The sequence below is a fragment of the Pedobacter sp. TM02 genome (genome assembly GCF_059705275.1).
In genome coordinates this window covers 2,838,171-2,862,676 of the sequence record NZ_AP046530.1, presented here as the reverse complement: position 1 = coordinate 2,862,676, position 24,506 = coordinate 2,838,171, and the positions used below count along the sequence as shown (strand labels likewise).

The following is a 24,506-nucleotide window of genomic DNA, read 5'->3' as shown; positions in this document are numbered from 1 at the left end:
GTTGATGGCTATGAGGTTTTTTTGTGGGAATAACTTGAGCTTAAAAAACGGTATAGTCGCCCGAAGCATCAATAGGACCGGTAGTTTCCAAAAGACTGATCTGAAAATCGTTTACCGTGATGGTTGATGCCGTTGCAGAAGCCGACGAGTAGGTAAAGCCGGTTACATGAACATCTGGACTATCAACACCTATTACGGTGTTTGTACCCGTGCGGAAAGAGATTAAAAATTCCCATCCATACATTGGATGCGTTCTTGACCCCTGAAGAATTATTTTCTTCTTGGTAATCAGGCTGGTTTTGGCCGAGGCTGCGTAATTAGGCATCAACATGCTGGAAAGCACAAAGCACAATGCCCCCAATAAAATTAACTTTCTCATCGTTTTAGTTTTAGGTTAACTCATTAAACAACTGTAATACAAGTTAATGTTTAATTTTCGAAAGCAGGTATTTGATTTGATAATGAACAAGATAGCTACTGCAGCTGTTCATTTTTTTGTTCAGTAAATTCATGAATGATTTAGATGATGGAGCAAGGCTTCGCTGTTTGCCCAACGATTGACTCAGCAAAACCCTTTCAAGTAGCAGTTGCTGGACTTTTGTTGTTAGGGTTTTAGCCTTTTAAGCCTATGGCCTTCGTCGGCCGATGATAGCCTATAAACGCGGGCCACATGGAGGCTGTCGGTTACATAAATCCTGATTTTAAAATCACTGATTGGCTCTTCGCTTTTTCCAAGTATGGAACCCAGGGTGCCGCTTAAATAATTGCCTAGTTGTGGCCTGTCAATTTCCCATTTGATGTTGCTGTCGCCTCCGTCATTTTCAATTTTGAGGATGGTTGCCGGAATGCCGAAGTTCCTGATGTTTACAACAACAAACTTGCTTTTGTAAGGATGTTGTATGATTGGGTTTAAATCGGGCTGGAAATGATAGCTTATCCCATTGATTTTATAAAAGCCCATCTCGGGTAAACGGATGCCTTTGAGCTGGTCTTTGTCGCCTTTAACAGCTTCAATCAGTTCTTTCTTGCTCAGTGTGATACGGGGCAGCGTATCTTTGTTCTTCAAATAAAACGCTTCTATTTTTTCTTTCTGCTCGGCACCCTCCGGACTGACCTTGATTGCCGTAAAAGTGATTTGGGTAGCTTCTATTTTTTCCGGCTTCAGGTAAACTGTGCTGTAAAAGTCGCTGTTGCTAGTTGTTTTGATAAAATCGTTGGTTTCCAGGTTGTTGAGCTCTTCAATCAAGTCGTTTTGCTCCTTTTCTATGCGCTCGGTATAGGCTTTGGCCGTTCGGTATGAGCTTATTTGGTAGGTAAAAAACTGAAATACAGCCATTAAAATTAGCAGCAAGGGAATAAGCAGGAAATAAAGCGCGGGTTTGCCCACGGCCTTTTCTTCTTTCACCACCGAAGTATCCGACCACCTGTCGTGCCAGCCTGTTCTCGAAAAAACAAAAGAAAAGGGCTCGAAAGGGATATACCTGCAAAGAGTTCGCAAAAATGTAGTCTTAAAATCCAATTTGGTGCTATCGTTTTTAATAACGCTCGTACCTGTAAGCAGTTTGCCCGCCGAAGTTTGAAAAGCCAGTTCAAAACCGAGGTAATAAACAAACCTGAAAAGTGCCACTATAAAAAGGAAACCCATTCTTTCGCCAAGCAGGTCGGATAGCGATAGGGCGGCTTGCCTTACCCATTCTATTTTGAGAAGGTAACTGAAAAGTGCAAAGAGCAGGAGCAGGGCTACAAGGGTATCGATCAGAAAATTAAATAGTCGCTGCCCAGCCGAGGCCGCCACATAATAGTTCTCCTCGTATTTTTCGCTTTGCTCGGTTTTTAAGGTCTTTTGTTGGTTAAAATAGTTAAGCATGCGTATGGCAATCCAAACCCACAGCACATTGCCAAGCATAAAAATACTTGTAGACAAGTTAAATTGATGAAATAGTTTTGGCAAATTGCCTAAAAAAAGCGAAAGTCTGTAGCCTAGGATAACCGCAAACGAAAATCCGAGCAACCGGGTTTCTCTGCCTTTATAGGCCTGGTAAATCAAGGCGCCGATCAAGAGCATTAAATTGATAAGCGACGTAATAGGGATGTCTTTGATGGCTCTAACCGTGCTGTAGAAATCGAAAGCCACCAACAGGTTTTCGATGATCCAGCTCAAGGGAAAATTTGGCAAATGTATGCCTATGTCGGCAAGAATGCCCATGATCGCTGTAGCAAGGCATAATAAGGTAATTCTGGTTCTCATCTGTTTGGTTGAGTCAAACATAAAGATTTATTTGCTTTTTCAATAATCGATGTCTGCGACCTCAAACAATGCTCGTTCTTAAGTTGTTATAACCTTACATCAAAACACAGTTGTTATGGAAAATTACAATGAAAAAAAGAGAACGGTTAAAAACGATCTGATAGCTGTTGATGCTGAAAAAGATACGCCGAGAAACGAAGAAAACATCGAAAAAAACAGTTCTTCGAACATCACCAGCAAATTTGAGAAAAAACACGGGCGTACCAACCAAGCCTTTGGCGATGGACACGAACCTGGTACTATTCCAGGCAGTGGCGTTTAATCAGAATATTTAACTAAATTTAAACCACGGGATTTACTTTCGTGGTTTTTTAATTTTCATCCTCATGCACAGAAGACAATTTATCCAAAACTCGGCATTGGCTTTAGCCATGCTTGCCTTTTACAGGGCAGATCTTTTTGCCAGCCCTAGCTGGGCCCGGGCCTATGAGTTTAAGGCTTTGCGCAACGATATTGGCATTTTTACCGAACAAGGAGGCACCATTGCCTGGTTAAACGGCACCAGTGGCTTTGTAGTGGTCGATGCGCAGTTTCCGACTACAGCACCCCATGTCATAGAAGAACTTAAAAAACTGGGTGATAAGCCTTTCAAATACCTTTTAAATACCCATCACCATGGCGACCATACAGCTGGCAATATTTCGTTTAAAGGCCTGGCCGAACATGTGGTAGCCCATCAAAATTCGGCGGTCAACCAAAAACTAGCCGCCGAAAAAGCCAATAGCCTGGATAAACAGCTGTTGCCCGATACCACTTTTGGCAAAGGCTGGAAAGCTCCGGTAGGCAAGGAAAAAATCAGCGCCTATTATTATGGCTCTGGTCATACCAATGGCGACGTGGTTTACCACTTCGAAAATGCCAATATTGCCCATGTTGGCGATTTGGTGTTCAACAGACGTTATCCTTATATCGATCAAGACAACGGGGCGCATATCGGCAATTGGATCAAAGCCCTGGACCAAATTACCAACCAATTCGACAACGATACGCTGTTTATTTGGGGCCATAGCCTCGATCCTGAAAAAGTAACCGGTAACAAGGCCGACATCAAGGCTTTTCAAAATTATCTGCAGTCGCTGTTGACTTTTGTAGGTGGCGAAATCAAGGCCGGAAAAAGTAGGGAAGACATCCTGAAAGCAACTAGTATACCCGGCGCACCCGAATGGAAAGGCGATGGCATTGCACGCAGTTTAACAGCAGCCTACAAGGAGTTGACCACGGGCTAGTTGAAAGTTGTGGGTTGAAAGTTGTGGGTTGAAAGTTAAAAGTTTAGAGTTGTCGGTTTTGAGTTAGACAGGAGCCTTGGCACATCTCAACTCCCAGACGTTCCAATATTTTTCAATCAAACAATTGGCCGAACAATGCCAAATTTAGTTGCAATTTATAAACGTTCTATATTGAAAATGGATAAGCTATTTTATTGATTTTAAGGGAAATCAATGCGTTGGGCAAGTATATTTGTAACCTATAATTTACTTTATTATGGACGATTTCCTCGCTGCCCGTTCACAGATGGCCCTTTCGCTGGGCTTCCACATCATTTATGCATGTATAGGTATGGTGATGCCGTTTTTTATGGCGGTTTCACATTACAAATGGCTTAAAACCAACCATGAAGTTTATAGAAACCTGACCAAGGCCTGGAGCAAAGGCGTAGCCATTTTTTTTGCAACCGGAGCTGTTTCGGGTACCATGCTGTCTTTTGAGCTGGGACTGCTCTGGCCCAAGTTTATGGAGCATGCAGGGCCTATTTTCGGCATGCCCTTTTCTTTAGAAGGTACTGCCTTTTTTATTGAAGCCATTGCTTTGGGCTTTTTTCTGTACGGATGGAACAAACTGAACAAATGGTTTCATTGGTTTACCGGAGTTGTGGTTGGCGTAAGCGGCCTGGCTTCGGGTATTTTGGTGGTAGCGGCCAATGCCTGGATGAACAGTCCGGCAGGTTTCGATTATGTAAACGGTCAGTATCTCCATATCGATCCCATTCAGGCCATGTTTAACAAGGCTTGGTTTACACAGGCATTGCACATGTGCCTGGCCGCGTTTACGGCTACAGGCTTTGCGGTAGCCGGTGTGCATGCGCTCATGATCCTGCGAAAGCAAAACCAGGAATTTCATTACAAAGCCTTCAAGATTGCGGCGGTTTTTGCCACCATCGGGGCTTTGTTGCAACCGATCAGTGGCGATATTTCGGCCAAAGACGTGGCCAAAAGGCAACCGGCCAAACTGGCGGCCATGGAGGCGCTCTACCACACGCAAAAACCTGCTCCCTTGTTAATTGGCGGTATTGTTGATGAAAAAAAGAAAGAAGTAAAAATGGCTTTTGAAGTGCCAGCTGCTTTAAGTTTCTTGGCGCATGGCGATTTTAAGGCCGAGGTAAAAGGCCTAGACCAAATTCCCGAAAGCGAGCATCCACCGGTAGCCGTAACGCATTATGCCTTTCAATTGATGGTGGGTATAGGAAGCTTATTGGTGTTGCTATCGCTTACCTATTATGTAAACTTATGGCGCAAAAAGGCAATTGTCGATCGCCGATGGCTGTTAAAGCTCTTTGTGGCCGCTATTCCGTTAGGCTACATTGCCCTGGAAGCTGGGTGGGTAGTTACAGAGGTAGGCCGGCAGCCGTGGATTATTTATGGTGTGATGAAGACCAAGGACGCGGTAACGCCAATGCCAGGCATCGCTTGGTCTTTTTACTTGTTTACGGCCATTTATGCTTCGCTAAGCCTGATCGTGATCTTTTTGCTTTACCGACAGATCAAAATGGTACCAACCTTGTATAGTCAGCAACCTCAAAAACAATAGCCATGCAGTATGTAGTCATTTCTTTCTTGTGCCTCGCTATTTTGCTTTACTTTTTGTTAGGTGGCGCCGATTTTGGGGCAGGCATCATCGAACTTTTTACCTCTCCTAAAAACCGGAGCAAAACCCGTAAAACAATGTACCATGCCATAGGTCCGGTTTGGGAGGCCAACCACATGTGGCTTATTATTGCCATTGTGATTTTGTTTGTGGCCTTTCCGCTCATTTACAGCACGATGTCTATCTATCTGCACATTCCGTTGGCCGTCATGCTTATCGGCATCATTGCCCGCGGAACAGCTTTTGTGTTCAGGCATTACGATGCGGTAAAAGACCAGATGCAGGAAGTATACAACAAGATTTTTGTGTATTCGAGCTTTATTACGCCTTTGTTTTTAGGCATTATTGCAGGTAGCATGCTTTGCGGACAAATAGACACTGATCCACATAATTTTGTACAGGCCTATATTTGGGGCTGGCTCAACTTTTTTTCGGTAGCTGTTGGCTTGTTTACCGTGGCTTTATGTGGGTTTTTGGCCGCCATTTACCTCATTGGTGAGTGCAAAGAAGAGGAAGATAAAAAACGCTTCATTAAAAAGGCGAAATTCATGAACGTAGCGGCTGTGCTTTTGGGTATCGTTGTTTTTTGGGCAGCCTACTCGGAAGGAGTACCCTTGGTTAATTGGGTATTTGAAAACCCCGTTGGATTAACCGCAGTAAGCTTGGCCAGTCTCTCGTTAATTTTGTTGTGGTATTTGTTGCTGAAAGGCAAAACAAAGGTATTGCGCATTTTAGCAGGTTTTCAGGTGACCATGATTTTATTGGCCATCAGCTATGCGCACTTCCCTAATTTCATCAGGCTCAGAAATGGCGATGCCATTTCGCTCTACGAAGCCATTGGGCCGGAAAAAACAGTTAGTACCCTGGGTTGGGCCTTGCTCTTGGGCAGTTTGATCATCCTGCCGTTTCTAGGCTATTTGTTTTATAAATTCCAGAAGAAAGAAGAATAATCAGGAAACCGAAGCCTAAAACTGAAAGTATAAAGAAAGATAAAGGCGGATTTGAAATCCGAAGTTGCTTTAGTCGGGAAAGCATTTCCCGACTAGCATTTCGTCTTTAATCTTCAACTTTAACCCTCAACCTTCAACCTTCCTGCCTTCAGCCTTCCTGCCTTCCCACCTTCTACCTCTTCTCCACCTGCATCAAAGCCTCGTCTTGGCCAGCTATATAGTTTTTAATCGAATAATCTACGGCCACATCGGGTTTTAAAGGTCCCTTTTTGCCTTTCCATCTTTCCCAATACCTGGTAGAATAAGCCACTACGATTTTCGATTTGGGCAAGGCAAACCCTCTAACCTCGCCATAACCGTTAATCAAACCCGCACTAGGTTGACCAATTAGGGTAATGTTCAGGTTTCTTTTGAGGTCGACAGCGTTCATCACGGCCGATGAGAAAGTCGTTTTGCCAATCAGTACAAAAAACTTGTTCTTTTGGTTAAGATAGCTCTGCTTGATTTGCTCGGTAAACGGCTCTAGAATGCCCGAATTGCCGCCGCTGTTATAGCGTAGATCGAGTACAATTTTCTCGGGCTTGTGCTCATTGATGCTGGCAAACAGCTCGTCGTTGAACTTGGCAAAAGGATAGTTCGGCATTTCCCTGCACTGGCTGTAGTTGAAATACAGGATTTTTTTATCGGCGCTATACTCAAACCAGTAGTTGCCGGCTTTCTTTTTGGAAAGCAGGCTTTGGCCAGACCTTACCAAAGGCAGTTTTGCAGCATTGTTGCCGGCTACCGAAGCAAGGCTTATCTTTGTTGTTTGCTCTTTGTTTGTGCTAAAAACGAAGATGGCTTTAGAAACGTCGTCAATAAGGCCCAAGCCTTTCAACAATACGGGGTTATTAAGGTGATGTACCAAATGATCATTGAAATAAGAAGGGTTTTCGTGGAGGATGATTTCCTTAAAGCGGGTAACCACTTCGCTTACCGGATGACCGTTTATGCTCTCCAACTTGCTGTTTAACAAGGAGGAATGGGCCGAATCGATGCCGGTTACAAAAAGGCCTTCCTTAAAAACTTCGAATTGGATAGGCAGGGTCTTGGTAAAATCAACCTCTATAAAAGTATGTTCGTCGCCTATGGATACGGTCAGTTTAAAAAGCTCGGCTATAAAGCGGTCCCAGTCAAGCGAGTTAGACCTCATTAAAATCTGGTCGACTTTGTTTTCGAACTGGGCGCGGTCTATTTTGGCAAATAGGTTGGTATGCTTTTCTGGAAGTGTTTTTTTCAGGAATTCGAGGTCTTGTACAAAATCTTCTTTGCTAAGCGATTGCGCCCAGCTGCCAAAGCTGCACAAGGCGAAAAATAGGATAGGGAGTATTGTTCTTTTCATGTTTAGGTTTTCCAAAAGACAAGGCTTTTGTGGAAACGTTGCACCCAATCGCAGCAAATTAGAATTTATACTTGCCCATTTTTCCGTCTATCGTTAAATATGCCGGCAATGCAGCCGAGCCATACCAGTTGAACAGTTCGGCATCCAGTAGCTTGGCTTTTACTGCTGGGTCTGTAGCCAGCATTTCCTTGGCTTCGTCGAGCGATTTGGTGTTGAGGATAAAAATGCCCCTATAGCTCTTGTCGTTCTTGCCCAAAGGTCCGGCAACAATGAGCTTGTTCTGTTGCACCAGCTTGCCCATATTGGCCATGTGTCCGGCAAAGAGGCTATCGGTTTTGGCTTTGGTTTCGGTAGTATTGCTCCCTGTTTTAAGGATCACCAATACGTACATCTTCATGCCATAATCGTCGGCGCCATATTCTTTGGCAAGTTTTTCATCGTATTTCGGATTGGCCTTTTTTTCCTGGGCACCCACGTAGATGCAAGCGCAAAGCAGCAGGGTAGACAACAGCAATTTTTTCATGATAATTTAAATTTTAAGCTGAAATGATTCATGGAGCTAGTCTAGATTCTTTTCGCGCATCCACTTGACCAGCTCGGCTTTTAGTGCTTCGCCCATTTTTTTCTGATTGGCCGGATCCTGCAAAAAAGCCTTGCTCACCTCATTGTCGCCAATTTCCAGTAAAACCCGGTATTTGGCAGTATTGATGTTTTCGTCGAGACTATAAAATGCTTTTTTGCCTGTAGCTTTGCAGGTGTAATCGTTTCTTCCGGTCGAGCTATCGAAAAGAACGCCTCGGTTTTCCAGGTCGGTGGCCTTGCTGATGGCGGCGATCAATCGTGCAGCCAATTCCTTGTTTTCAGCTTCCTGGGCATCGCCTTCATGTATATAGCCCCAAATGGCATGGCGCTTGGTGCCACCGTTATTGTGTACAGCGATAAATACGGTGGGCTTCAATTTATTCGATTCCTGCAATTCGTAGGCATAGCCCGATATTTTGCCATCGATAATAGCCGAAGTATGTTCAATTACGGTATTGCTGCCTACATCGGGATGGTGCAGGCCTTCCTGGTGCAGGCTCCAAACCTTGTGTTCGTTTAAGGTTGGCTTGCTGGCCATGGCACCCTCTATGATGCCGTTACAGGTGGCGGCTTCGCTAAAATCGGTTCCGGTGTCGGTTTGGTGCGAGGGTTGCCACACCACAACCGTTTTGGGCTTAAGCGGTACGTGGCCAACACTGGTGCAAAGGGCTAAGCCCAAAGTGGCTAGCAATAACTTGTTCATAAAAGGGCGATTTGGTGAAAACTAAAGATAGCAAATCTCCAGATAGGCTGGCAAAGAAAAAGCCCAATCGTTTTGACTGGGCTTTTTTATGGTTTTCTTTAGTGGTTAGCGGTTTACAATCACGCAATCGAACAGCTAACCTCGGTTAGTTTTTCATCATCTTCAAGAAAGTAGCCAGTTTGGCTTTCATTTGCCTTCTGTCTACAATAAAATCCAAAAATCCGTGCTCTAATACAAATTCGGAGGTTTGGAAACCTTTAGGCAGGTCTTTTTTAATGGTTTCTTTGATAACGCGCGGTCCGGCAAAGCCGATCAAAGCGCCAGGTTCGGCAATGTTAATGTCGCCCAGCATGGCATAAGACGCCGTCACACCACCGGTAGTCGGATCGGTAAGCAAAGAAATGTATGGAATTTTAGCTTGGCTCAACAAAGCCAGTTTAGCCGAAGTTTTAGCCATCTGCATCAAAGAAAAGGCGGCTTCCATCATTCGTGCACCGCCCGACTTCGAAATCATCAGGAAAGGCACCTTGTGTTTAAGGCTGTAGTCGATAGAGCGCGCAATTTTTTCACCTACTACCGATCCCATCGAACCGCCGATAAAAGCGAAGTCCATACAGGCAATCATGATTTCTTCGCCATCAATTTTGCCATGTGCAGCCCTGATGGCATCTTTTAAGCCTGTTTTGGCCGTAGTTTCGACAATTCTTTCTGTATACGGCTTGCTATCGACAAAGTGAAGCGGATCGCCCGAAGTCAAGTTGCCGAAAAGTTCGGTAAACTCGTTATTGTCAAAAAGAACCTGGAAATATTCTTTAGAACCTATTCTGAGGTGGTAGTCGCAGTAGTGGCAAACGTACTTGTTTTCTATCAAGTCTGCGCTGTGGAGTGCTTTTTTACAGTTCGGACACTTGTTCCACAAGCCGTCTGGCGCTTCTTTTTTTTCTTCTGTTGAGGTACTGATCCCCTTTTTTTCTCTCTTAAACCAAGCCATGTTACTTTTAAAAAATGCGAGTACAAAGAAACAAAAAAATATTTTAAGCGGTAGTTTTAATTTCGCCTAAATATAATTTGCGCAGACAGCCCCAAACGCTTAAGGCTAAATCGATTTTAAAAAGGCGGAGCCAAGATTTTTGTTTTCAAATTAAAATAGTGCTTTCAAATATAATTGTATATTAGCCGATGATATTGTAAAAAGTACACTAAGTTGATTGTTGAATACAGTTCAGCTTTGAGCGGTATTTTTTAAAATTTTTGCTAAATTCGAAAATCAACAAAACAAATATAAAATGAGTTTAAAAGGCTATAAAGGCGTAATTTACGGAGCAGCCGTTCAGGAGTTGTTTGAACAGGCTAAAAAACATCAATTTGCATTGCCAGCGGTAAACGTTACAGGTACCAATACCATCAATGCAGTAATGGAAACGGCAAAAGCGGTAAATTCGCCGGTAATGATCCAGCTTTCTAATGGTGGCGCGCAATTTTATGCGGGCAAAACCCTAAACAACGATAACCTGAATGCTTGCGTGCTGGGTGCGGTTTCTGCGGCCAAACACGTGCATTTATTGGCCGAGCACTATGGCGTAGCGGTTATTTTGCATACCGACCATGCGGCTAAAAAATTGTTGCCTTGGATTGACGGCCTTTTAGACCATGGAGAGAAATTCTTTGCCGAAACCGGCAAGCCTTTGTTCTCGTCGCACATGTTGGACCTTTCTGAAGAGCCGATTGAAGAAAACATGGAAATCTGCACCAAGTACCTAGAGCGCATGAGCAAAATGGGCATGACCATCGAAATCGAGCTGGGCGTTACCGGTGGCGAGGAAGATGGCGTAGACAACAGTGATGTAGACAGTTCTAAACTATATACCCAGCCGTCTGAAGTGGCTTATGCCTACGAAGAACTGAGCAAAGTAAGCGACAGGTTTACCATTGCGGCCGCTTTTGGAAACGTACACGGCGTTTATAAACCAGGAAACGTAAAGCTACAACCGATTATCCTGAAGAATTCGCAGGATTATGTAAGAGAAAAATTCGGTTTGACTACCGAAAAACCTGTTAACTTCGTATTCCATGGTGGTTCTGGCTCTTCTCAGGAAGAAATCAGGGAAGCCATTTCGTACGGTGCCATCAAAATGAACATCGATACCGATATGCAATGGGCATTTTGGGAGGGCATTTTAGCTTATTACAAAAAGAACGAAGCCTATCTGCAAGGCCAGATCGGCAACCCAGAGGGCGAAGATAAGCCGAATAAAAAATACTACGATCCACGCGTTTGGTTGCGCAAGGGCGAAGAAGAGTTTGTAAAACGCCTCACCGTTGCCTTCGAAGATTTGAACTGTATCAACGTACACGAAAAGTTGTAAGCGGCAAACATTTCGCAAGCTAAAAATGTTTAAAGAAAGCGTGACAGTAGAATTACTCGTTGCGCTTTTTTTATGCCCGTATTTATTCGCAAATTAGTACAATAAAACACCTGTTATGAAAAGTAGAAAAAAGAAAGGTAATCTGTTCGAAGATTTTGCCAATGCCGCTACCCGTTTTACCGGCAGCTCTTATGCTTTTTTGGCCGCCACGGCCATTGTGGTTTTATGGGCGGTATCGGGACCAATTTTCGATTATTCCGAAACCTGGCAACTCGTCATCAATACCGGAACCACGATCATTACTTTCTTGATGGTATTCCTGATCCAGAAATCGCAGAACAAAGACAGCAAGGCCATCCAACTGAAGCTGAACGAGCTCATTGCGGCACACGAGCAGGCCAGTAACCGCATGGTTGATATCGAAGACCTGACCGAAAAGGAACTCGACCAGTTGCATAAGTTCTATGTAACCTTGTCTAAACTGGCCAAAAAGGAAAGCGATATCCATTGTTCGCACTCCATAGATCGGGCTGAAGAGATCAACGAGCAAAAAGCAAAGCACGTTTTAAAAACCGCAAAGAAACAATAAAATGGACACACTTCAAGTACACAAGGCTACCACCAAAGAAGAACTGGAAAAAGTTTTCGCCATCCGTAAGATCGTTTTTGTACACGAACAGGGCTGTCCGCCAGAACTGGAATGGGAAAACGAAGATGTATCGACCCATTTTTTGGCTTTATCAGACCATCGGCCTTGTGGAGCCTGTCGCTGGCGCAAAACCGATAAAGGCTATAAGCTGGAGCGTTTTGCGGTGCTGAAAGAGTTTAGGGGCCAAGGCGTTGGCCGGGCCCTGATTGCCACTGCGCTCGACGATTTGCCACCCGATGCCAATTACATTTACCTCAACTCGCAACTGGATGCCATGAGCCTGTATGCCAAGTTTGGCTTTGTAGCTGAAGGCGAACAGTTTGAGGAAGCTGGGATACAGCATTTCAGGATGGTGAAGAAGGTTTAGTTTGATTTCCTTCAGCGTTAATGAAATATTTTACCCGAATAAGCGAGGGACTTTAATTATTTAAGGAAGAATAATTAAATGATTGGAATAAATTTTAGGTTTACCCATTCACCGGAGCTATAGATTTCAACATTGAAATCGTCGACAATAGTATCACCAAGTATATTGTTGTAAGTAAGTCTAAGTTTCAAAGCGGGTTTTTTTATTTCTTTTTTATTAATTTTTGTACCACAACATGCCATATATGAAATAGGAAGTCTGATATCTTCCCCTCTTTCAGTTTTAATTGTAGATAGGATTTCTTTGTCACTAATGTTATTTATGGTTAAATCGCTCTCATATACATCTTTTACAAACTCCTTAACTGTTTGATGATCATATATCCAATGTGTTTTTACCAATCTTGCATTACCTTTGCCAATATTTTCAATCTTAACAGATGCCGTAGGTTTTGAAATATTTGTAGGATCTGTTACTTCGTTATAAAAAAACGGACGCGAAATCTCGATAGGGTCTTGATTCTGTTCGGTAGGAAAGACTACTATTGTTTTTCTGTCGAGAGTAAAAAGTGTTGTTTCATTAGGAATGAGATATGGAAGCACAGAGGCTTTCCTGTCAACATTAATTTCTATAAGTTGCTTATAAATAAATAATAAGGTCAATACAGTAGCCATTGCGCCAAGGCAGGTAAAATATTCGGCTATTTTTTGACTATTTATCGTCTTATTTAATGAAAAATTTTGTGGCTCATTCCAAACAAAAAATACTGTTAAAATTATGATCGAAAATGTAGAAATATAAAAAATATTCTCTATCGTATATTCTCTTATTGCTTTCATCGTTTAATTGGTTGAAGAATAAGTAAATATAGAAAAGTACGATATTTTTTAAATCTGGTGTCGACAATTTAATAGCTAATGGAATATTTTGCCCGAATAAGCCATAGCTTCTACCCATTTTTCTAGATCGAGACCCAGATATTCGCCTTTCGATTGCAGATAAGCAATCAAGTCTTCGGTGGCCATGTTGCCCGTCAGGTCGTCGGTAGCCATGGGGCAGCCTCCAAAGCCTTTTAGGGCACTGTCAAAACGCTTGCAGCCAACTTCGTAAGCCGCTTCGATCTTTTCTAATCGGGTTTGTGGCGTACTGTGCAAATGGATGCCGATTTCGGTTTGCGGAAAACTGTTTATCAATGCCGGCAAAAGGGCTCTGATCTTTTCAGGTGAAGAAACCCCGGTGGTGTCTGCCAGTGCCAGGATTTTTACGCCCCGGTTCACCAGCTCATAGGCCCAATGCTGTACAATTTCGGTATTCCACTCGTCGCCATAAGGATTGCCAAATCCCATAGAAAGGTAAACCACTGCCGTTTTGTTGTGTTGGTCGCATAAATTGAGCATTTCTTCAACCGTATGCAACGACTGGGCAATGCTCGAGTTCGTATTGCGCTGCTGGAAGGTCTCAGACACCGAAAAGGGAAAACCGAGGTAAGTAATGGCCTGATGTTGAACGGCCTCTGCTACGCCCCTTAAATTGGCTACAATGGCCAGCAGTTTAGACTTGGTACGAGCCATATCCAGCAAACCGAGCACTTCTTGGGTATCGCGCAATTGTGGAATGGCCTTTGGCGAAACAAAACTGCCAAAATCGATGGTATCAAAGCCTACCTGCAACAAAAGATTGATGTATTGGGCTTTAATTGCGGTGGGAATAAAATCGTGCAGGCCTTGCATGGCATCGCGTGGACATTCTACGAGTTTCATGGGTTAAGGGTTATCAAGTTGAAAGGTTATCAAGTTGGGATTCGGGTTGCAATTAATGCTGCTTTTTCAGTTGAAGGTTAAGCAATAAGCTAATTTTTCTTGTCTTCTGCTTCAAGTTTGTCGGCTTTTACAAATGGCCTGATAATTAATCGCGTGCCTCTGTCGTAGCTAAAGTAGCTCCAAACCCAGTTTACAAAAACCACCAGTTTGTTTCTGAAGCCAACAAGGGTCATCAGGTGGACAAACATCCAGGTAAACCAGGCAAAAACGCCCTGAAAACGGATTTTGTTGATGTCGACCACGGCACGGTTACGGCCCACGGTAGCCATCGCACCTTTGTCAAAGTACTTAAAGTCTTCGGTAGGTTCGTTGTTGATAAGGTGGGTCAGGTTTTTGGCCAATTGTTTGCCTTGCTGAATGGCTGCAGGCGCAACTCCTGGGTGTCCGTTAGGGGTTTCATCGGTAATCATGGCCGCTACATCGCCAATGGCATAAATGTTCTGGTAGCCCTCTACGCGGTTAATCTTGTCGACTTTTAACCGATTGCCACGTACAATTTTCTCGGTATTGAGGCCATCGAGCACCACACCCTTTACACCGGCGCTCCAAATTACGGTAGAGGAGGCAATGGTGCGGCCATCAACAAAAGAAAGCACCTTGCCATCGTAGGCCTGTACGCGGGTTTCGGTGTATACGGTTACACCCAGCTCTTCGAGAAAGGCCTTGGCTTTTTGCTGGGCCTGTACAGACATGGCGCCTAAAAGTTCTGGCGAGCCTTCGACCAGGTAAATGTTCACCTTGTGGATATCCAGCTCGGGATAATCGTTTTTTAAGACATGCTTTTTAAGCTCGGCAATGGCACCAGCGGTTTCAACACCGGTTGGGCCGCCGCCAACCACCACAAAGTTCAAAAGCTCGGCTTCTTGTTCGGGCGTTTTGGCAATGAGCGAAGCCTCGAGGTTCTGCAAAATCAGGCTGCGCAGGTTTAAGGCTTCGGGAATAGACTTCATTGGCATGGCATTGTGCTCTATTTCGGCCTGGCCAAAGAAATTGCTGGTAGAACCTGTGGCAATTACCAAATGGTCGTATTTGATTTCGCCAATCGTAGTTAAGAGGGTATTGCTTTCGGGAATGACCTTTTCTACTTCGGTTACCCTAAAAGTGAGGTTTTTTTGTCCCTTGAATATTTTTCGGATCGGGAAGGCAATCGAATCGGCCTCCAGGCCACCGGTAGCAACCTGATAGAGCAGGGGCTGAAAAGTGTGGTAGTTGTGCCTATCGAGTATAGTCACTTCTACGTTTTTTTTACGGAGTTTCTTGGCCAGCTCTATGCCGCCAAAACCGCCGCCAACAATAACTATTTTCTGCTTTTCGTTGTTCATATCTGATAAACCCATGAGCTTCGCATTTAGTTTAGCAAATATAGAAGATACTTTAGCATTGTTGCTTAAACCAGTTTAAGAACAGGGCGTTTATGGTAATTTGATTGTAACAAAAAAGGCCCCGAAATTTTCGGGGCCTCTTGAATATATTTTTCAACCTATTTTTTCTTTTCGTCTTTCGACAAGTCGATTACGATAGGGGTTGAGATACACAATGAAGAGTAAGTACCGATGATACGTCCGATTAACAAGGCAAAGATAAAGCCACGGATGCTATCGCCACCAAAGATGAAGATCACCATCAATACGAAGAATACCGTTAACGAGGTTAGGATGGTACGGCTCAAGGTGCTGTTCAATGCAAAGTTGATCAAGTTATTGCGTTCTTCGCCATATACATCGGCTTTGCCGGTTTCGCCCAATTTCTCGCGGATACGGTCGAATACGACCACGGTTTCTGTCATGGTATAACCCATTACCGTTAAAATGGCGGCAATGAAATCCTGTCCAATTTCTAATGGGAAAGGCAACACGCCATCTAAAATGGTGTAGAACGAAAGTACCAACAATACGTCGTGGAATAAGGCGATAACCGCACCCAAACCATATTGCCATTTTTTGAAACGTACCAAGATGTAGATAAACATCACGATACAAGAGAACAAGATTGCACCGTATGCACCATAAATGATGTCGCTGGCAATAGTAGGGGTTACTTTTTGCGAGCTTTCGATGCTATATTTCGCGCCTAGTTCGTCTAACCCCTTTCTCAAAGCGGTTTCAACTACTTTATCGGCATTCTGGTCTTGGTCGTTGATATGGAAAGGCGTAGTAATTTTTAACGAGTTATCCGTTCCGGCTGTCTTTACCAAGGCTTCTTCGCCATCGAAATTAGCCGAAAGCTTTTTGGCTACATCTTCGGTGTTCATGGCTTTGTCGAACTTCACCATGTAGGTTCTGCCGCCTTTAAAATCAACACCCAGGTGCAGGCCGCCATTTTTTACATAGAAACCGATACCGGCCAAAATGATAAGCGACGAAATCACATAATAAAGCTTTCTACGGCCAACAAAGTTGAAGGCAATGTTTTTGAATGCGTTTCTGGTTACGCTGTTATCGAAAGAAATTGACGATTTTTTGTTCAGCAAACCTTCAAAAATTACGCGGGAGATTGCTACTGCAGCGAATAATGAAGTTACGATACCCACCATTAAGGTTACGGCAAAACCACGAACCGGCCCTGTACCGAAAATGGCCAGGATAAATCCAAGGATAAACAAGGTAACGTTCGAGTCGATGATAGACGACATGGCGTGCTTAAAGCCTTCTCTAATGGCTACGGCAGTGCTCTTGCCATGCGCCAGCTCTTCACGTACACGCTCGAAGATCAAGATGTTCGCATCTACCGATAAACCGATGGTTAATACGATACCAGCAATACCTGGAAGGGTTAATACAGCATGGAAGGCGGCCAATATACCCATGATAAAGAACAAGTTGATGACCAAGGCCAAGTTGGCTACCCAACCTGCTTTGTTGTAGTACATGGCCATAAAGGCTAAGATTACAATAAAGGCAATGATGAATGAAGCCAGACCACTGTTGATTGCTTGTTGACCCAATGATGGACCTACCACGAAATCTGAAACGATTTTGGCAGGAGCAGGCAATTTACCGGCCTTTAAAATGTTGGCCAAGTCTTTGGTATCTTCTTGCGTAAAGCTTCCAGAGATAGAAGAAACGCCGTTAGGGATTTCGTTCTGTACGGTAGGCGCTGAATATACGGTATTGTCTAATACAATGGCAATGGCTTTTTTGTTGTTTGGATCGGCTGCGGCATCGGCAGTGATCTTTTTCCATTTGGTAGCACCTTCAGAAGTCATGAACATGGTTACCTCTGGTCTGTTTTGCTGATCGAAATCGGCACGGGCGTTGGCAATCGCATCGCCACCCAAATCAGGTTTTCCGTCTAAAGAAGTTACTTTGATGGCATAAAGTTCGAATAGTTTGGTACCAGTTCTAGGCTTGGCACTCCACATGAACTTCATATTGCCAGGAATAATCGGCTTTACTTCGGCTTTGGCAAAGAAGGCATTTACTTTGGCCGTGTCTTTTTGCATGGCAATACCTACTACGGCTCCAGGAATCAACGACATCTGACCAGCTTCGTTAGGCGCAATTGCAGGTTGCAATAGGGCAAACAAAGGGTTCTTTTTGGCTTCGTTAAGGACTTTGGTTGCTTTAGAAGTATCGGCAGTGTTGCCTTTAGTGGTTAAACCAGCCAATTTACCGCCTTTTTTGGTGGTATCGCCAGCAACTGCAGGCGTCGTGGCTACGGTATCTTTAACGCCAGCAGCCAAGGTTTTGTTGATGTTGTCCAAAACGCCATAAGTTTCATCGTTTTGGTAAACTTGCCAGAACTGCAATTCGGCCGAGCCCTGCAATAGCTTGCGTACACGCTCTTTGTCTTGGATGCCCGGCATCTCGATGAAGATACGGTTTGAGCCTTCCTGCTTCTGCATGTTCGGACTTACCACGCCAAAACCATCAATACGGCTACGCAAGATAATGAACGAACGGTCGATGGCACTGTTGGCTTCTTTAGACAAGTAGTTTTTTACTTCAGAATTGCTCGAGTTGCTTTTTAAAACGGTCGAATTATCTTGGTTGGCAAAGAAATCGGCCAATTTTCCGTTAGGTACAAGTTTTTCGTATTCGTTAACAAACAAAGAGATGAAATCTTTTCCACCAGTGTTCATTTGTTGCTGTGCATTTTTCAATGCCTCGTTAAAGTTGGCATCGGTAGGATTGCCCGCTAAGGATTTGGTCAGCTCTGCCAACGAAATCTCCATGGTCACGTTCATACCACCTTTCAAGTCGAGGCCAAGGTTGATTTCCTTGCTTTTTACTTGTTGATAGGTTAGGCCTAAACCGGGATAAACCGGAACGGTAGCCATCGAATCTAAATAGGCTTTCTCCTTAACGGCATCGCCTTTGGCATACTCTTTGGCTTTTTTCTCTACATTATAAGTAACTAGATTAAACGAAAGTGAATACAGACAGACAATACCCAATAGTATTGCCATAAATTTAATAAAACCTTTACCTTGCATTTGTTTGACTTTTGTATATAATTTTTTCTATAGTATGCTGTTTTTAAACAAGTCGGCAAATCTAATTATTTTTTTAAATAATAGGACTTCTTATTGTAATTTTATTAAGGAAGCTTGGCTATAGGCGTTGCAACGTTGAAAAAGTATAGCCTAAGGCGTTTTTTTCGTCGGGCGCGTAGCTTTCTTTCTCGGTTTCAACCCATTCGTTGGTATTGATTTCGGGGAAAAAGGCATCGGCCTCAAAAGATTGGTGCACCGTAGTCAGGTAAATTTTTTGTGTCAAAGGCAAAGCCGTTTTATAGATTTCGGCACCGCCAATTAGAAATACTTCGTTTTCGGCTTTACACAGGGCAATGGCTTCGGTCAGGCTGTTTACCACTTCTACACCCTCCAGCGACAAGCCCTTTTGGCGGGTAATTACAATGTTGCGCCTGTTGGGCAAGGGCTTGCCGATCGAATCGTAGGTTTTGCGGCCCATAATAACGGTATGCCCCGAAGTAATTTGTTTAAAATGTTTGAGGTCGGCCGGCAAATGCCACAGCAATTGGTTGTTTTTGCCGATGGCACGGTTTTCGGCAATGGCTACAACGATTGATATAATCATTAGTTTATTTAGAGGTTGACTGATTGGTATAATTATAGTTATACACACAAAGGTAGGGCTACAAATGAGTTGGCAAAAACTTATTTCCCAACATGCCAATTTAACTTTAATCGATAGTCTGAGATTTACCTTTGTTAAAGGGTCAGTCCTTTCTCCTTAGATGAGAAAGGACCAAAGAATCAAGGCTTCAAACCTTTGTTGCAATAGCTAAACCTACGCCTGATGATGCAAGGCCAAGCCGTGTTTATGGTGGTGCTTATATGTTGGCCATACACCACTTTTGCGCCCTTGCTTGTTATTGCAAGATGAAAGTGAGTGCAATGCTTCGGTTTGCTCTCGCTTCCAAAGTTTTGTAGGCCAAATAACATTAGCCATTCCCCTCCCTTTTGGAGGGGTGCCTGAAAGGCGGGGTGGTTAAAACTTAGAATAGCTCTTGCTAAAAGTTACCTAGACCGCCACAACGCCTTTAATATGTGGATGCGGATCGTAGTCTTTTAAGGTAAAGTCTTCGTATTTGAAATCGAAAATGTTTTTAACGGCTGGGTTGATTTCCATGGTTGGCAGTGGTCTAGGATCTCTGCTTAGTTGCAACTTGGCCTGCTCAATATGATTGTTGTATAAGTGGGCATCGCCGAGGGTATGGATAAAATCGCCGTACTGCAGGCCACATACCTGAGCCACCATCATGGTTAATAGGGCGTAGGAAGCAATGTTGAAAGGCACGCCCAAGAAAATATCGGCGCTGCGCTGGTACAGTTGGCAACTCAGCTTGCCTTCGGCTACATAAAACTGAAAAAAGGCGTGGCAAGGCGGCAAAGCCATGTTTTCTACTTCGGCCACGTTCCACGCCGATACAATGATCCTGCGCGAATCGGGGTTGTTTTTGATCATGTTCACGATCTGGCTGATTTGGTCGATCTTTTCGCCGTCGGGCTTAGGCCACGAGCGCCATTGCGAGCCGTAAACCGGACCCAAATTGCCTGCCTCATCGGCCCATTCGTCCCATATCCTTACGCCGTTGTCTTTAAGGTATTTGATGTTGGTATCGCCACTCAAAAACCAGATGAGTTCGTGAATGATAGATTTGAGGTGCAGCTTTTTGGTGGTTACCATCGGAAAGCCCTCTTGAAGGTTAAAGCGCATCTGATAGCCGAAAACGCTAATAGTACCTGTGCCTGTACGGTCGTGCTTCTGCGTGCCGTGGTCGAGCACGTGCTGCATCAAATCTAAATACTGTTTCATAAGCTACAAAGTTAAGCAATTTAAGAGCCTTTGTGCCTGAGGTTTTTTTAAACATTGGGCCGTTTTTCCAATTCGCGAAAAAATAAATTAGCTTTGGCTGTTAAATAACCATGATTATGCTTAAAAATGTAGTGCTTTCTTTTGTGGGCTTGTTGTTGGCTTCGGGTGTTTTTGCACAATCGCCAAAAGCATTGCAGCTATCTGATGCCGCCTTGGCGCTCACCAAGCAAAAAGTGGTTTACGATCCGGCTTATTTTAAAATTCCTTATCCCAATGGCGATGTGCCTGCCGGAAAAGGCGTATGCACGGATGTGGTTATTAGGGCTTACCGTACTTTGGGTACCGACCTGCAAAAGGAGGTACACGAGGATATGAAGCGCAATTTTAAGCTTTATCCCAAAAATTGGGGCCGTAAGCAGCCCGATCCGAATATCGATCATCGCAGGGTATACAACCTGATGCTGTTTTTTGCCAGAAAAGGCACAAAACTGGATTTGAGCAAAAAAACGGAAGACTACAAGCCTGGCGACCTGGTATGCTGGAACCTGAGTGGCAATATTTCGCATATCGGATTGGTGGTCAATAAAAAATCGGCCGATAACAAAAGATACCTCGTTGTACACAATATTGGCAACGGACAGGAGCTCTCCGACTGCTTGTTTTCTTGGAAAATCATTGGTCATTACCGGTATAAAATCTAGGTGGATAAGAATCGTTATTTTTGCCAGGCAACCATCAATCTCAAATCGTCAATCTGAAATCGTCAATTTAAATGCTCGCTTTTGCCAATGCCAAAATCAATTTAGGACTGTTGCTTACCGAAAAGAGAAGCGATGGCTACCATAACCTGCAAACCGTTTTTTATCCGGTTAAGCTGTATGATTCGGTAGAACTGGTGGATGCCGCAACAACTTTTTGTACGGTTAAGGGAATTGACATACCCGGTGACGCACAAGATAACCTTTGTGTGAAGGCTTTTAAGCAACTACAGGCCGATTTCGGCTTGCCTAACCAACAAATCGTGTTGCTGAAGCACATACCTGTTGGCGCAGGCCTCGGTGGTGGTTCGGCCGATGCGGCTTTCCTGATCAAGCTGGCGAACGAAAAGTTTAAACTGGGCTTAAGTACGGCAAAAATGGAGGATTATGCGCGCGCCTTGGGCGCCGATTGTGCTTTCTTTATTGCTAATAAGCCGGTTTATGCCACTGAAAAGGGCGATTGCTTCGAGGCGCTCGAAATGGATCTTTCCAAGTATTTTATAGTGCTGGTTAAACCGCCGGTACATGTTTCTACCGCCAAAGCCTACCGCAACGCAAGCGTAAAACAGCCTGCGGTTTCGCTCAAAGAATTGATAAATTTGCCTATAAGCCAGTGGAAAGAGAAGATATTTAACGGTTTTGAGGCCACTGTTTTTGCGCAGTATCCGCAAATTGACGAAATAAAAACAAAGCTTTACGCCGCAGGTGCTACATTTGCGCTGATGAGCGGCAGCGGTTCATCGGTTTTCGCAATTTTTAAACAACCGGTTTCCCTGCCCGAACTTGAAAAAGAGAATCTGGTGTTTTATGACATTTGATAGAAGTGGAAGGTAGAAAGTTAAAAGTTAAAAGTTGAAAGTGAGAGAAGTGATGAAAACTGCCAACTGGTAACTAAAAACTGACAACTGCCAACTGATAACTAACACCGGCAACTAAATAAACAATATGGAAATTAATCTCAGCCGCAAAAGCGGGAAATTCAATTTTGAAGCCGTCAACGAAAGCGGATTTACAGTGCAATTAGATGCCAAGCCAGCCATAGGTGGCGAAGGCAAGGGTTTTAGGCCCATGGAAACCCTTTTGGTTGGATTGGGTGGTTGCAGCGGTATCGACATCGTCAATGTGCTGACCAAACAAAAAGAGCCTTTAAACGACATTAAAATCAATATCAAGGCCACGCGTAAAGACGAAGAAATGCCCCCGATTTTTGATGTCATCAATATTCATTTCGACCTTTATGGCCATTTAAGCGTGGCCAAGGTAGAAAGAGCCATCCAAATGACTTTTGATAAATACTGTTCGGTTTCCAATATCCTGGGCCGTTCGGCAACCATTAATTTTACCTACGCCATTAAATAAAGTCGCGGCATCGCTATCCGCAATACTCATTACCAATTACACAATACTCACTACCCCATGATGAAAAACGAAAATTTTGAAACCATAGCCATCCGTACCCAAACCGAAAGAAGCAGCCACAAAGAGCATTCGGCGCCCATTTACCTCACATCGAGCTATAAATTTGACGACGCCGAAGAAATGCGCGCGCTTTTTGCCAACGAAAAGGAAGGCAACGTTTACAGTCGCTATTCGAACCCGAATACTTCAGAGTTTATCGAAAAGATGTGCCTTTTGGAAGGTGCCGAAGACGGTTTTGCCACCGCAACAGGCATGGCAGCCATTTTTACAACTTTTGGTGCCTTTTTGAAAAATGGCGACCACATTGTTTCGAGCCGCTCGGTTTTTGGGTCGACGCATCAGTTGCTAACCAATGTTTTCTCTAAATGGGGCGTTACCTTCGATTATGCCGATTTGGACAAGCCTGAAGATTGGGAAGCCCTGATCAAGCCCAATACCAAGATGATTTTTGTGGAGACCCCATCCAATCCGGGTATCGACATCATCGACTTGGAGTTTTTGGGTGCACTAGCCAAAAAACACAATGTATTATTTGTGGTTGATAACTGTTTTGCAACACCTTACTTGCAGCAGCCCATCAAATGGGGTGCACATATTTCCATCCATTCGGCTACCAAATACATCGACGGACAAGGTCGTGTGTTGGGTGGCATTATCTTGGGCAGCAAGGCGCTTGTGGCAGAAATTGTTGCCTTTGCCCGTCACAGTGGCCCATCGTTGTCGCCTTTTAATGCCTGGATTTTATCAAAAAGCTTAGAAACACTTGCAGTCCGCATGGATCGCCATTGCGAAAATGCCTTGAAAGTGGCCGAATATTTAGAAAAGCACCCGCAAATCAAATTGGTAAAATATCCGTTCCTGCCATCGCATCCGCAATACGAAATTGCCAAAAAACAGATGAAACAGGGTGGAGGTATTGTAACCATCGTGGTAAACGGCGGCGTAGCAGGCGCACGCAAATTTATGGACGGCCTGAAAATGTTTTCGATTTCGGCCAACTTGGCCGACACCCGGTCTATCGCTACGCATCCGGCTACCAGCACACATAGCAAGCTTACCGAAGAAGAGCGTAACATTGTGGGCATTGAGCAGGGCTCTATCCGCCTTTCGATAGGTTTGGAACATATTGACGATATCCTGGCCGATATTGAACAGGCTTTGGCTTAGTTCGGGTTAACGATTTCGACAAAAACGTTGTGCCGGGTTTCGATCCGGCATTTTTTATTTCATGATTTACCTTCGACCATATTTTGGATTGTCGATTACGGTCAACTTTGGTGTTTTGCCTTTAGACTTTTAGCTTTGCTTGTATGAACGACTGCGAATTTATCATTTCAGCGCTCCAATCGCTGTCAGAGCCGGCATATCGTCAAAAAATGTTGCGTTTTGGTATCGATAATTCCAAAGCTTTGGGCGTAAGCGTGCCCAAGGTGAGGGCATTGGCCAAGCAAATCGGCAAAAACCAGGCCTTGTCGCTCGAGCTTTGGGGAACCGGAATTCATGAAGCAAGAATTTTAGCGACCATCATTGGCGAACCCAAATTGGTAACTGAGCAACAGATAGACTGCTGGGCAAACGATTTTACCTCTTGGGATGTATGTGACCAGGCCTGTGGCAATCTGTTCGTTAAAACGCCTTATTTCAAGCCGAAGATTTTCGAGTACAGCAGGGCTGAAAAGGAATTTGTGAAACGCACGGGCTTTGTGCTCATGGCGGCGGCGGCCGTACACCTCAAAAAAGAACCTGACGAAACTTTTCTGGAGTTTTTTCCAGTCATTGAACGGGAGGCCTGGGACAACCGAAATTTTGTGAAAAAAGCCATCAACTGGGCGCTGAGGCAAATCGGCAAGCGCAATGCTTTGTTGTATGAGCAGGCCATCGTTACCGCCGAAAATATCCTTGACCAACAAAACAAAAAAGCTAACTGGGTTGCGCTTGATGCCCTGAGAGAGTTAAGAAGTAAGGGGCCTAAGGGAGGTTTGGAGTTTTAAAGTTTAAAGTTTAAAGTTGAAAGTGGTGAGTTGGGGGTTAAAGGGGGGGCATCGCCTTTAAATTTCAAA

24 protein-coding genes are annotated in these 24,506 nt (G+C 44.1%); 12 read left to right on the top strand and 12 right to left on the bottom strand.

The annotated features are described in order from the left end of the window. Positions 1–40: 40 nt before the first annotated feature. Complete coding sequence (locus tag AC6H1S_RS12170) at positions 41–379, bottom strand: hypothetical protein (RefSeq protein ID WP_497563779.1); 339 nt, start codon at positions 377–379, stop codon at positions 41–43. A 225-nt stretch (positions 380–604) separates the two neighbouring features. Beyond that, positions 605–2,248 carry an RDD family protein gene (locus AC6H1S_RS12165; protein WP_497563778.1) on the bottom strand — a complete coding sequence of 548 codons (1,644 nt, stop codon included), beginning with the start codon at positions 2,246–2,248 and terminating at the stop codon, positions 605–607. 115 nt (positions 2,249–2,363) lie between these two features. Between AC6H1S_RS12165 and AC6H1S_RS12160 the strand changes: the two genes are divergently transcribed. The 4 genes from AC6H1S_RS12160 (at position 2,364) to AC6H1S_RS12145 (ending at position 6,120) form a co-directional block, all read left to right on the top strand. Further along, positions 2,364–2,570, top strand: a complete 207-nt coding sequence (locus tag AC6H1S_RS12160) for a hypothetical protein (protein WP_199141853.1) — start codon at positions 2,364–2,366, stop codon at positions 2,568–2,570. A gap of 64 nt (positions 2,571–2,634) precedes the next feature. Next, entirely contained in the window at positions 2,635–3,534 is a 900-nt protein-coding gene (locus AC6H1S_RS12155) for an MBL fold metallo-hydrolase (RefSeq protein ID WP_497563777.1), read from the top strand. Positions 3,535–3,790: 256 nt separating this feature from the next. Beyond that, the gene (locus tag AC6H1S_RS12150; protein ID WP_497563776.1) at positions 3,791–5,113 is read left to right on the top strand and encodes a cytochrome ubiquinol oxidase subunit I; all 1,323 of its coding nucleotides are present in this window, start codon (positions 3,791–3,793) and stop codon (positions 5,111–5,113) included. A 2-nt stretch (positions 5,114–5,115) separates the two neighbouring features. Then, a complete protein-coding gene (locus AC6H1S_RS12145; RefSeq protein ID WP_497563775.1) occupies positions 5,116–6,120 on the top strand; it encodes a cytochrome d ubiquinol oxidase subunit II in 1,005 nt (334 codons plus the stop codon). Between the two features lie 172 nt (positions 6,121–6,292). On the opposite strand, the gene AC6H1S_RS12140 is transcribed toward AC6H1S_RS12145, so the two are convergent. The 4 genes from AC6H1S_RS12140 to accD form a co-directional block, all read right to left on the bottom strand. Then, positions 6,293–7,501 (bottom strand): S41 family peptidase, encoded by a 1,209-nt coding sequence (locus tag AC6H1S_RS12140; RefSeq protein WP_497563774.1) that lies wholly within the window; start codon positions 7,499–7,501, stop codon positions 6,293–6,295. Between the two features lie 58 nt (positions 7,502–7,559). After that, complete coding sequence (locus AC6H1S_RS12135; RefSeq protein WP_199138526.1) at positions 7,560–8,024, bottom strand: YciI family protein; 465 nt, start codon at positions 8,022–8,024, stop codon at positions 7,560–7,562. A gap of 36 nt (positions 8,025–8,060) precedes the next feature. Further along, positions 8,061–8,786, bottom strand: a complete 726-nt coding sequence (locus AC6H1S_RS12130) for an N-acetylmuramoyl-L-alanine amidase (RefSeq protein ID WP_497563773.1) — start codon at positions 8,784–8,786, stop codon at positions 8,061–8,063. 145 nt (positions 8,787–8,931) lie between these two features. After that, a complete protein-coding gene (gene accD / locus AC6H1S_RS12125) occupies positions 8,932–9,777 on the bottom strand; it encodes an acetyl-CoA carboxylase, carboxyltransferase subunit beta (RefSeq protein WP_199138530.1) in 846 nt (281 codons plus the stop codon). A 295-nt stretch (positions 9,778–10,072) separates the two neighbouring features. Here accD and fbaA point away from each other — a divergent pair, with 295 nt between their 5' ends. The 3 genes from fbaA (at position 10,073) to AC6H1S_RS12110 (ending at position 12,168) form a co-directional block, all read left to right on the top strand. Further along, positions 10,073–11,152, top strand: a complete 1,080-nt coding sequence (gene fbaA / locus AC6H1S_RS12120) for a class II fructose-bisphosphate aldolase (RefSeq protein WP_497563772.1) — start codon at positions 10,073–10,075, stop codon at positions 11,150–11,152. Between the two features lie 115 nt (positions 11,153–11,267). After that, the gene (locus AC6H1S_RS12115) at positions 11,268–11,741 is read left to right on the top strand and encodes a low affinity iron permease family protein (RefSeq protein WP_497563771.1); all 474 of its coding nucleotides are present in this window, start codon (positions 11,268–11,270) and stop codon (positions 11,739–11,741) included. 1 nt (position 11,742) lies between these two features. Beyond that, positions 11,743–12,168: a GNAT family N-acetyltransferase gene (locus tag AC6H1S_RS12110; protein WP_199138536.1), complete on the top strand. Its 426-nt coding sequence runs from the start codon at positions 11,743–11,745 to the stop codon at positions 12,166–12,168. A gap of 74 nt (positions 12,169–12,242) precedes the next feature. Here AC6H1S_RS12110 and AC6H1S_RS12105 read toward each other — a convergent pair whose 3' ends face one another. From AC6H1S_RS12105 to AC6H1S_RS12080, 6 genes are all read right to left on the bottom strand, one after another. Next, on the bottom strand, positions 12,243–13,007 hold the full coding sequence (locus AC6H1S_RS12105; RefSeq protein WP_497563770.1) for a hypothetical protein: 765 nt from the start codon (positions 13,005–13,007) through the stop codon (positions 12,243–12,245). 75 nt (positions 13,008–13,082) lie between these two features. Continuing rightward, the gene (locus AC6H1S_RS12100) at positions 13,083–13,928 is read right to left on the bottom strand and encodes a hydroxymethylglutaryl-CoA lyase (protein ID WP_497563769.1); all 846 of its coding nucleotides are present in this window, start codon (positions 13,926–13,928) and stop codon (positions 13,083–13,085) included. An 89-nt stretch (positions 13,929–14,017) separates the two neighbouring features. Continuing rightward, a complete protein-coding gene (locus AC6H1S_RS12095; RefSeq protein ID WP_497563768.1) occupies positions 14,018–15,325 on the bottom strand; it encodes an NAD(P)/FAD-dependent oxidoreductase in 1,308 nt (435 codons plus the stop codon). A 143-nt stretch (positions 15,326–15,468) separates the two neighbouring features. Continuing rightward, positions 15,469–18,423, bottom strand: a complete 2,955-nt coding sequence (secDF, locus tag AC6H1S_RS12090) for a protein translocase subunit SecDF (RefSeq protein WP_199138545.1) — start codon at positions 18,421–18,423, stop codon at positions 15,469–15,471. 118 nt (positions 18,424–18,541) lie between these two features. Next, positions 18,542–19,027 (bottom strand): dihydrofolate reductase, encoded by a 486-nt coding sequence (locus AC6H1S_RS12085; RefSeq protein WP_497563767.1) that lies wholly within the window; start codon positions 19,025–19,027, stop codon positions 18,542–18,544. A 447-nt stretch (positions 19,028–19,474) separates the two neighbouring features. Continuing rightward, positions 19,475–20,269 (bottom strand): thymidylate synthase, encoded by a 795-nt coding sequence (locus AC6H1S_RS12080; RefSeq protein WP_497563766.1) that lies wholly within the window; start codon positions 20,267–20,269, stop codon positions 19,475–19,477. 116 nt (positions 20,270–20,385) lie between these two features. Here AC6H1S_RS12080 and AC6H1S_RS12075 point away from each other — a divergent pair, with 116 nt between their 5' ends. From AC6H1S_RS12075 to AC6H1S_RS12055, 5 genes are all read left to right on the top strand, one after another. Further along, positions 20,386–20,970, top strand: coding sequence for a DUF1287 domain-containing protein (locus AC6H1S_RS12075; RefSeq protein WP_497563765.1), 585 nt, complete (start codon positions 20,386–20,388; stop codon positions 20,968–20,970). 71 nt (positions 20,971–21,041) lie between these two features. After that, a complete protein-coding gene (gene ispE, locus AC6H1S_RS12070) occupies positions 21,042–21,845 on the top strand; it encodes a 4-(cytidine 5'-diphospho)-2-C-methyl-D-erythritol kinase (protein WP_497563764.1) in 804 nt (267 codons plus the stop codon). Positions 21,846–21,972: 127 nt separating this feature from the next. After that, on the top strand, positions 21,973–22,386 hold the full coding sequence (locus AC6H1S_RS12065) for an OsmC family protein (RefSeq protein WP_199138555.1): 414 nt from the start codon (positions 21,973–21,975) through the stop codon (positions 22,384–22,386). Positions 22,387–22,446: 60 nt separating this feature from the next. Beyond that, positions 22,447–23,613: a trans-sulfuration enzyme family protein gene (locus tag AC6H1S_RS12060; protein WP_497566029.1), complete on the top strand. Its 1,167-nt coding sequence runs from the start codon at positions 22,447–22,449 to the stop codon at positions 23,611–23,613. Positions 23,614–23,756: 143 nt separating this feature from the next. Continuing rightward, positions 23,757–24,437: a DNA alkylation repair protein gene (locus AC6H1S_RS12055; protein WP_497563763.1), complete on the top strand. Its 681-nt coding sequence runs from the start codon at positions 23,757–23,759 to the stop codon at positions 24,435–24,437. Positions 24,438–24,506 lie beyond the last annotated feature (69 nt).

Coding starts and splice junctions, on each gene's coding strand:
- AC6H1S_RS12105 (WP_497563770.1), bottom strand. CDS start 13,007: ATGAAAGCAATAAGAGAATATACGATAGAGAATATTTTTTATATTTCT.
- secDF (WP_199138545.1), bottom strand. CDS start 18,423: ATGCAAGGTAAAGGTTTTATTAAATTTATGGCAATACTATTGGGTATT.
- AC6H1S_RS12080 (WP_497563766.1), bottom strand. CDS start 20,269: ATGAAACAGTATTTAGATTTGATGCAGCACGTGCTCGACCACGGCACG.
- ispE (WP_497563764.1), top strand. CDS start 21,042: ATGCTCGCTTTTGCCAATGCCAAAATCAATTTAGGACTGTTGCTTACC.
- AC6H1S_RS12075 (WP_497563765.1), top strand. CDS start 20,386: ATGCTTAAAAATGTAGTGCTTTCTTTTGTGGGCTTGTTGTTGGCTTCG.
- AC6H1S_RS12055 (WP_497563763.1), top strand. CDS start 23,757: ATGAACGACTGCGAATTTATCATTTCAGCGCTCCAATCGCTGTCAGAG.
- AC6H1S_RS12165 (WP_497563778.1), bottom strand. CDS start 2,248: ATGAGAACCAGAATTACCTTATTATGCCTTGCTACAGCGATCATGGGC.
- AC6H1S_RS12155 (WP_497563777.1), top strand. CDS start 2,635: ATGCACAGAAGACAATTTATCCAAAACTCGGCATTGGCTTTAGCCATG.
- AC6H1S_RS12100 (WP_497563769.1), bottom strand. CDS start 13,928: ATGAAACTCGTAGAATGTCCACGCGATGCCATGCAAGGCCTGCACGAT.
- AC6H1S_RS12110 (WP_199138536.1), top strand. CDS start 11,743: ATGGACACACTTCAAGTACACAAGGCTACCACCAAAGAAGAACTGGAA.
- accD (WP_199138530.1), bottom strand. CDS start 9,777: ATGGCTTGGTTTAAGAGAGAAAAAAAGGGGATCAGTACCTCAACAGAA.
- AC6H1S_RS12060 (WP_497566029.1), top strand. CDS start 22,447: ATGAAAAACGAAAATTTTGAAACCATAGCCATCCGTACCCAAACCGAA.
- AC6H1S_RS12145 (WP_497563775.1), top strand. CDS start 5,116: ATGCAGTATGTAGTCATTTCTTTCTTGTGCCTCGCTATTTTGCTTTAC.
- AC6H1S_RS12135 (WP_199138526.1), bottom strand. CDS start 8,024: ATGAAAAAATTGCTGTTGTCTACCCTGCTGCTTTGCGCTTGCATCTAC.
- AC6H1S_RS12095 (WP_497563768.1), bottom strand. CDS start 15,325: ATGGGTTTATCAGATATGAACAACGAAAAGCAGAAAATAGTTATTGTT.
- AC6H1S_RS12065 (WP_199138555.1), top strand. CDS start 21,973: ATGGAAATTAATCTCAGCCGCAAAAGCGGGAAATTCAATTTTGAAGCC.
- AC6H1S_RS12160 (WP_199141853.1), top strand. CDS start 2,364: ATGGAAAATTACAATGAAAAAAAGAGAACGGTTAAAAACGATCTGATA.
- AC6H1S_RS12150 (WP_497563776.1), top strand. CDS start 3,791: ATGGACGATTTCCTCGCTGCCCGTTCACAGATGGCCCTTTCGCTGGGC.
- AC6H1S_RS12170 (WP_497563779.1), bottom strand. CDS start 379: ATGAGAAAGTTAATTTTATTGGGGGCATTGTGCTTTGTGCTTTCCAGC.
- AC6H1S_RS12140 (WP_497563774.1), bottom strand. CDS start 7,501: ATGAAAAGAACAATACTCCCTATCCTATTTTTCGCCTTGTGCAGCTTT.
- fbaA (WP_497563772.1), top strand. CDS start 10,073: ATGAGTTTAAAAGGCTATAAAGGCGTAATTTACGGAGCAGCCGTTCAG.
- AC6H1S_RS12085 (WP_497563767.1), bottom strand. CDS start 19,027: ATGATTATATCAATCGTTGTAGCCATTGCCGAAAACCGTGCCATCGGC.
- AC6H1S_RS12115 (WP_497563771.1), top strand. CDS start 11,268: ATGAAAAGTAGAAAAAAGAAAGGTAATCTGTTCGAAGATTTTGCCAAT.
- AC6H1S_RS12130 (WP_497563773.1), bottom strand. CDS start 8,786: ATGAACAAGTTATTGCTAGCCACTTTGGGCTTAGCCCTTTGCACCAGT.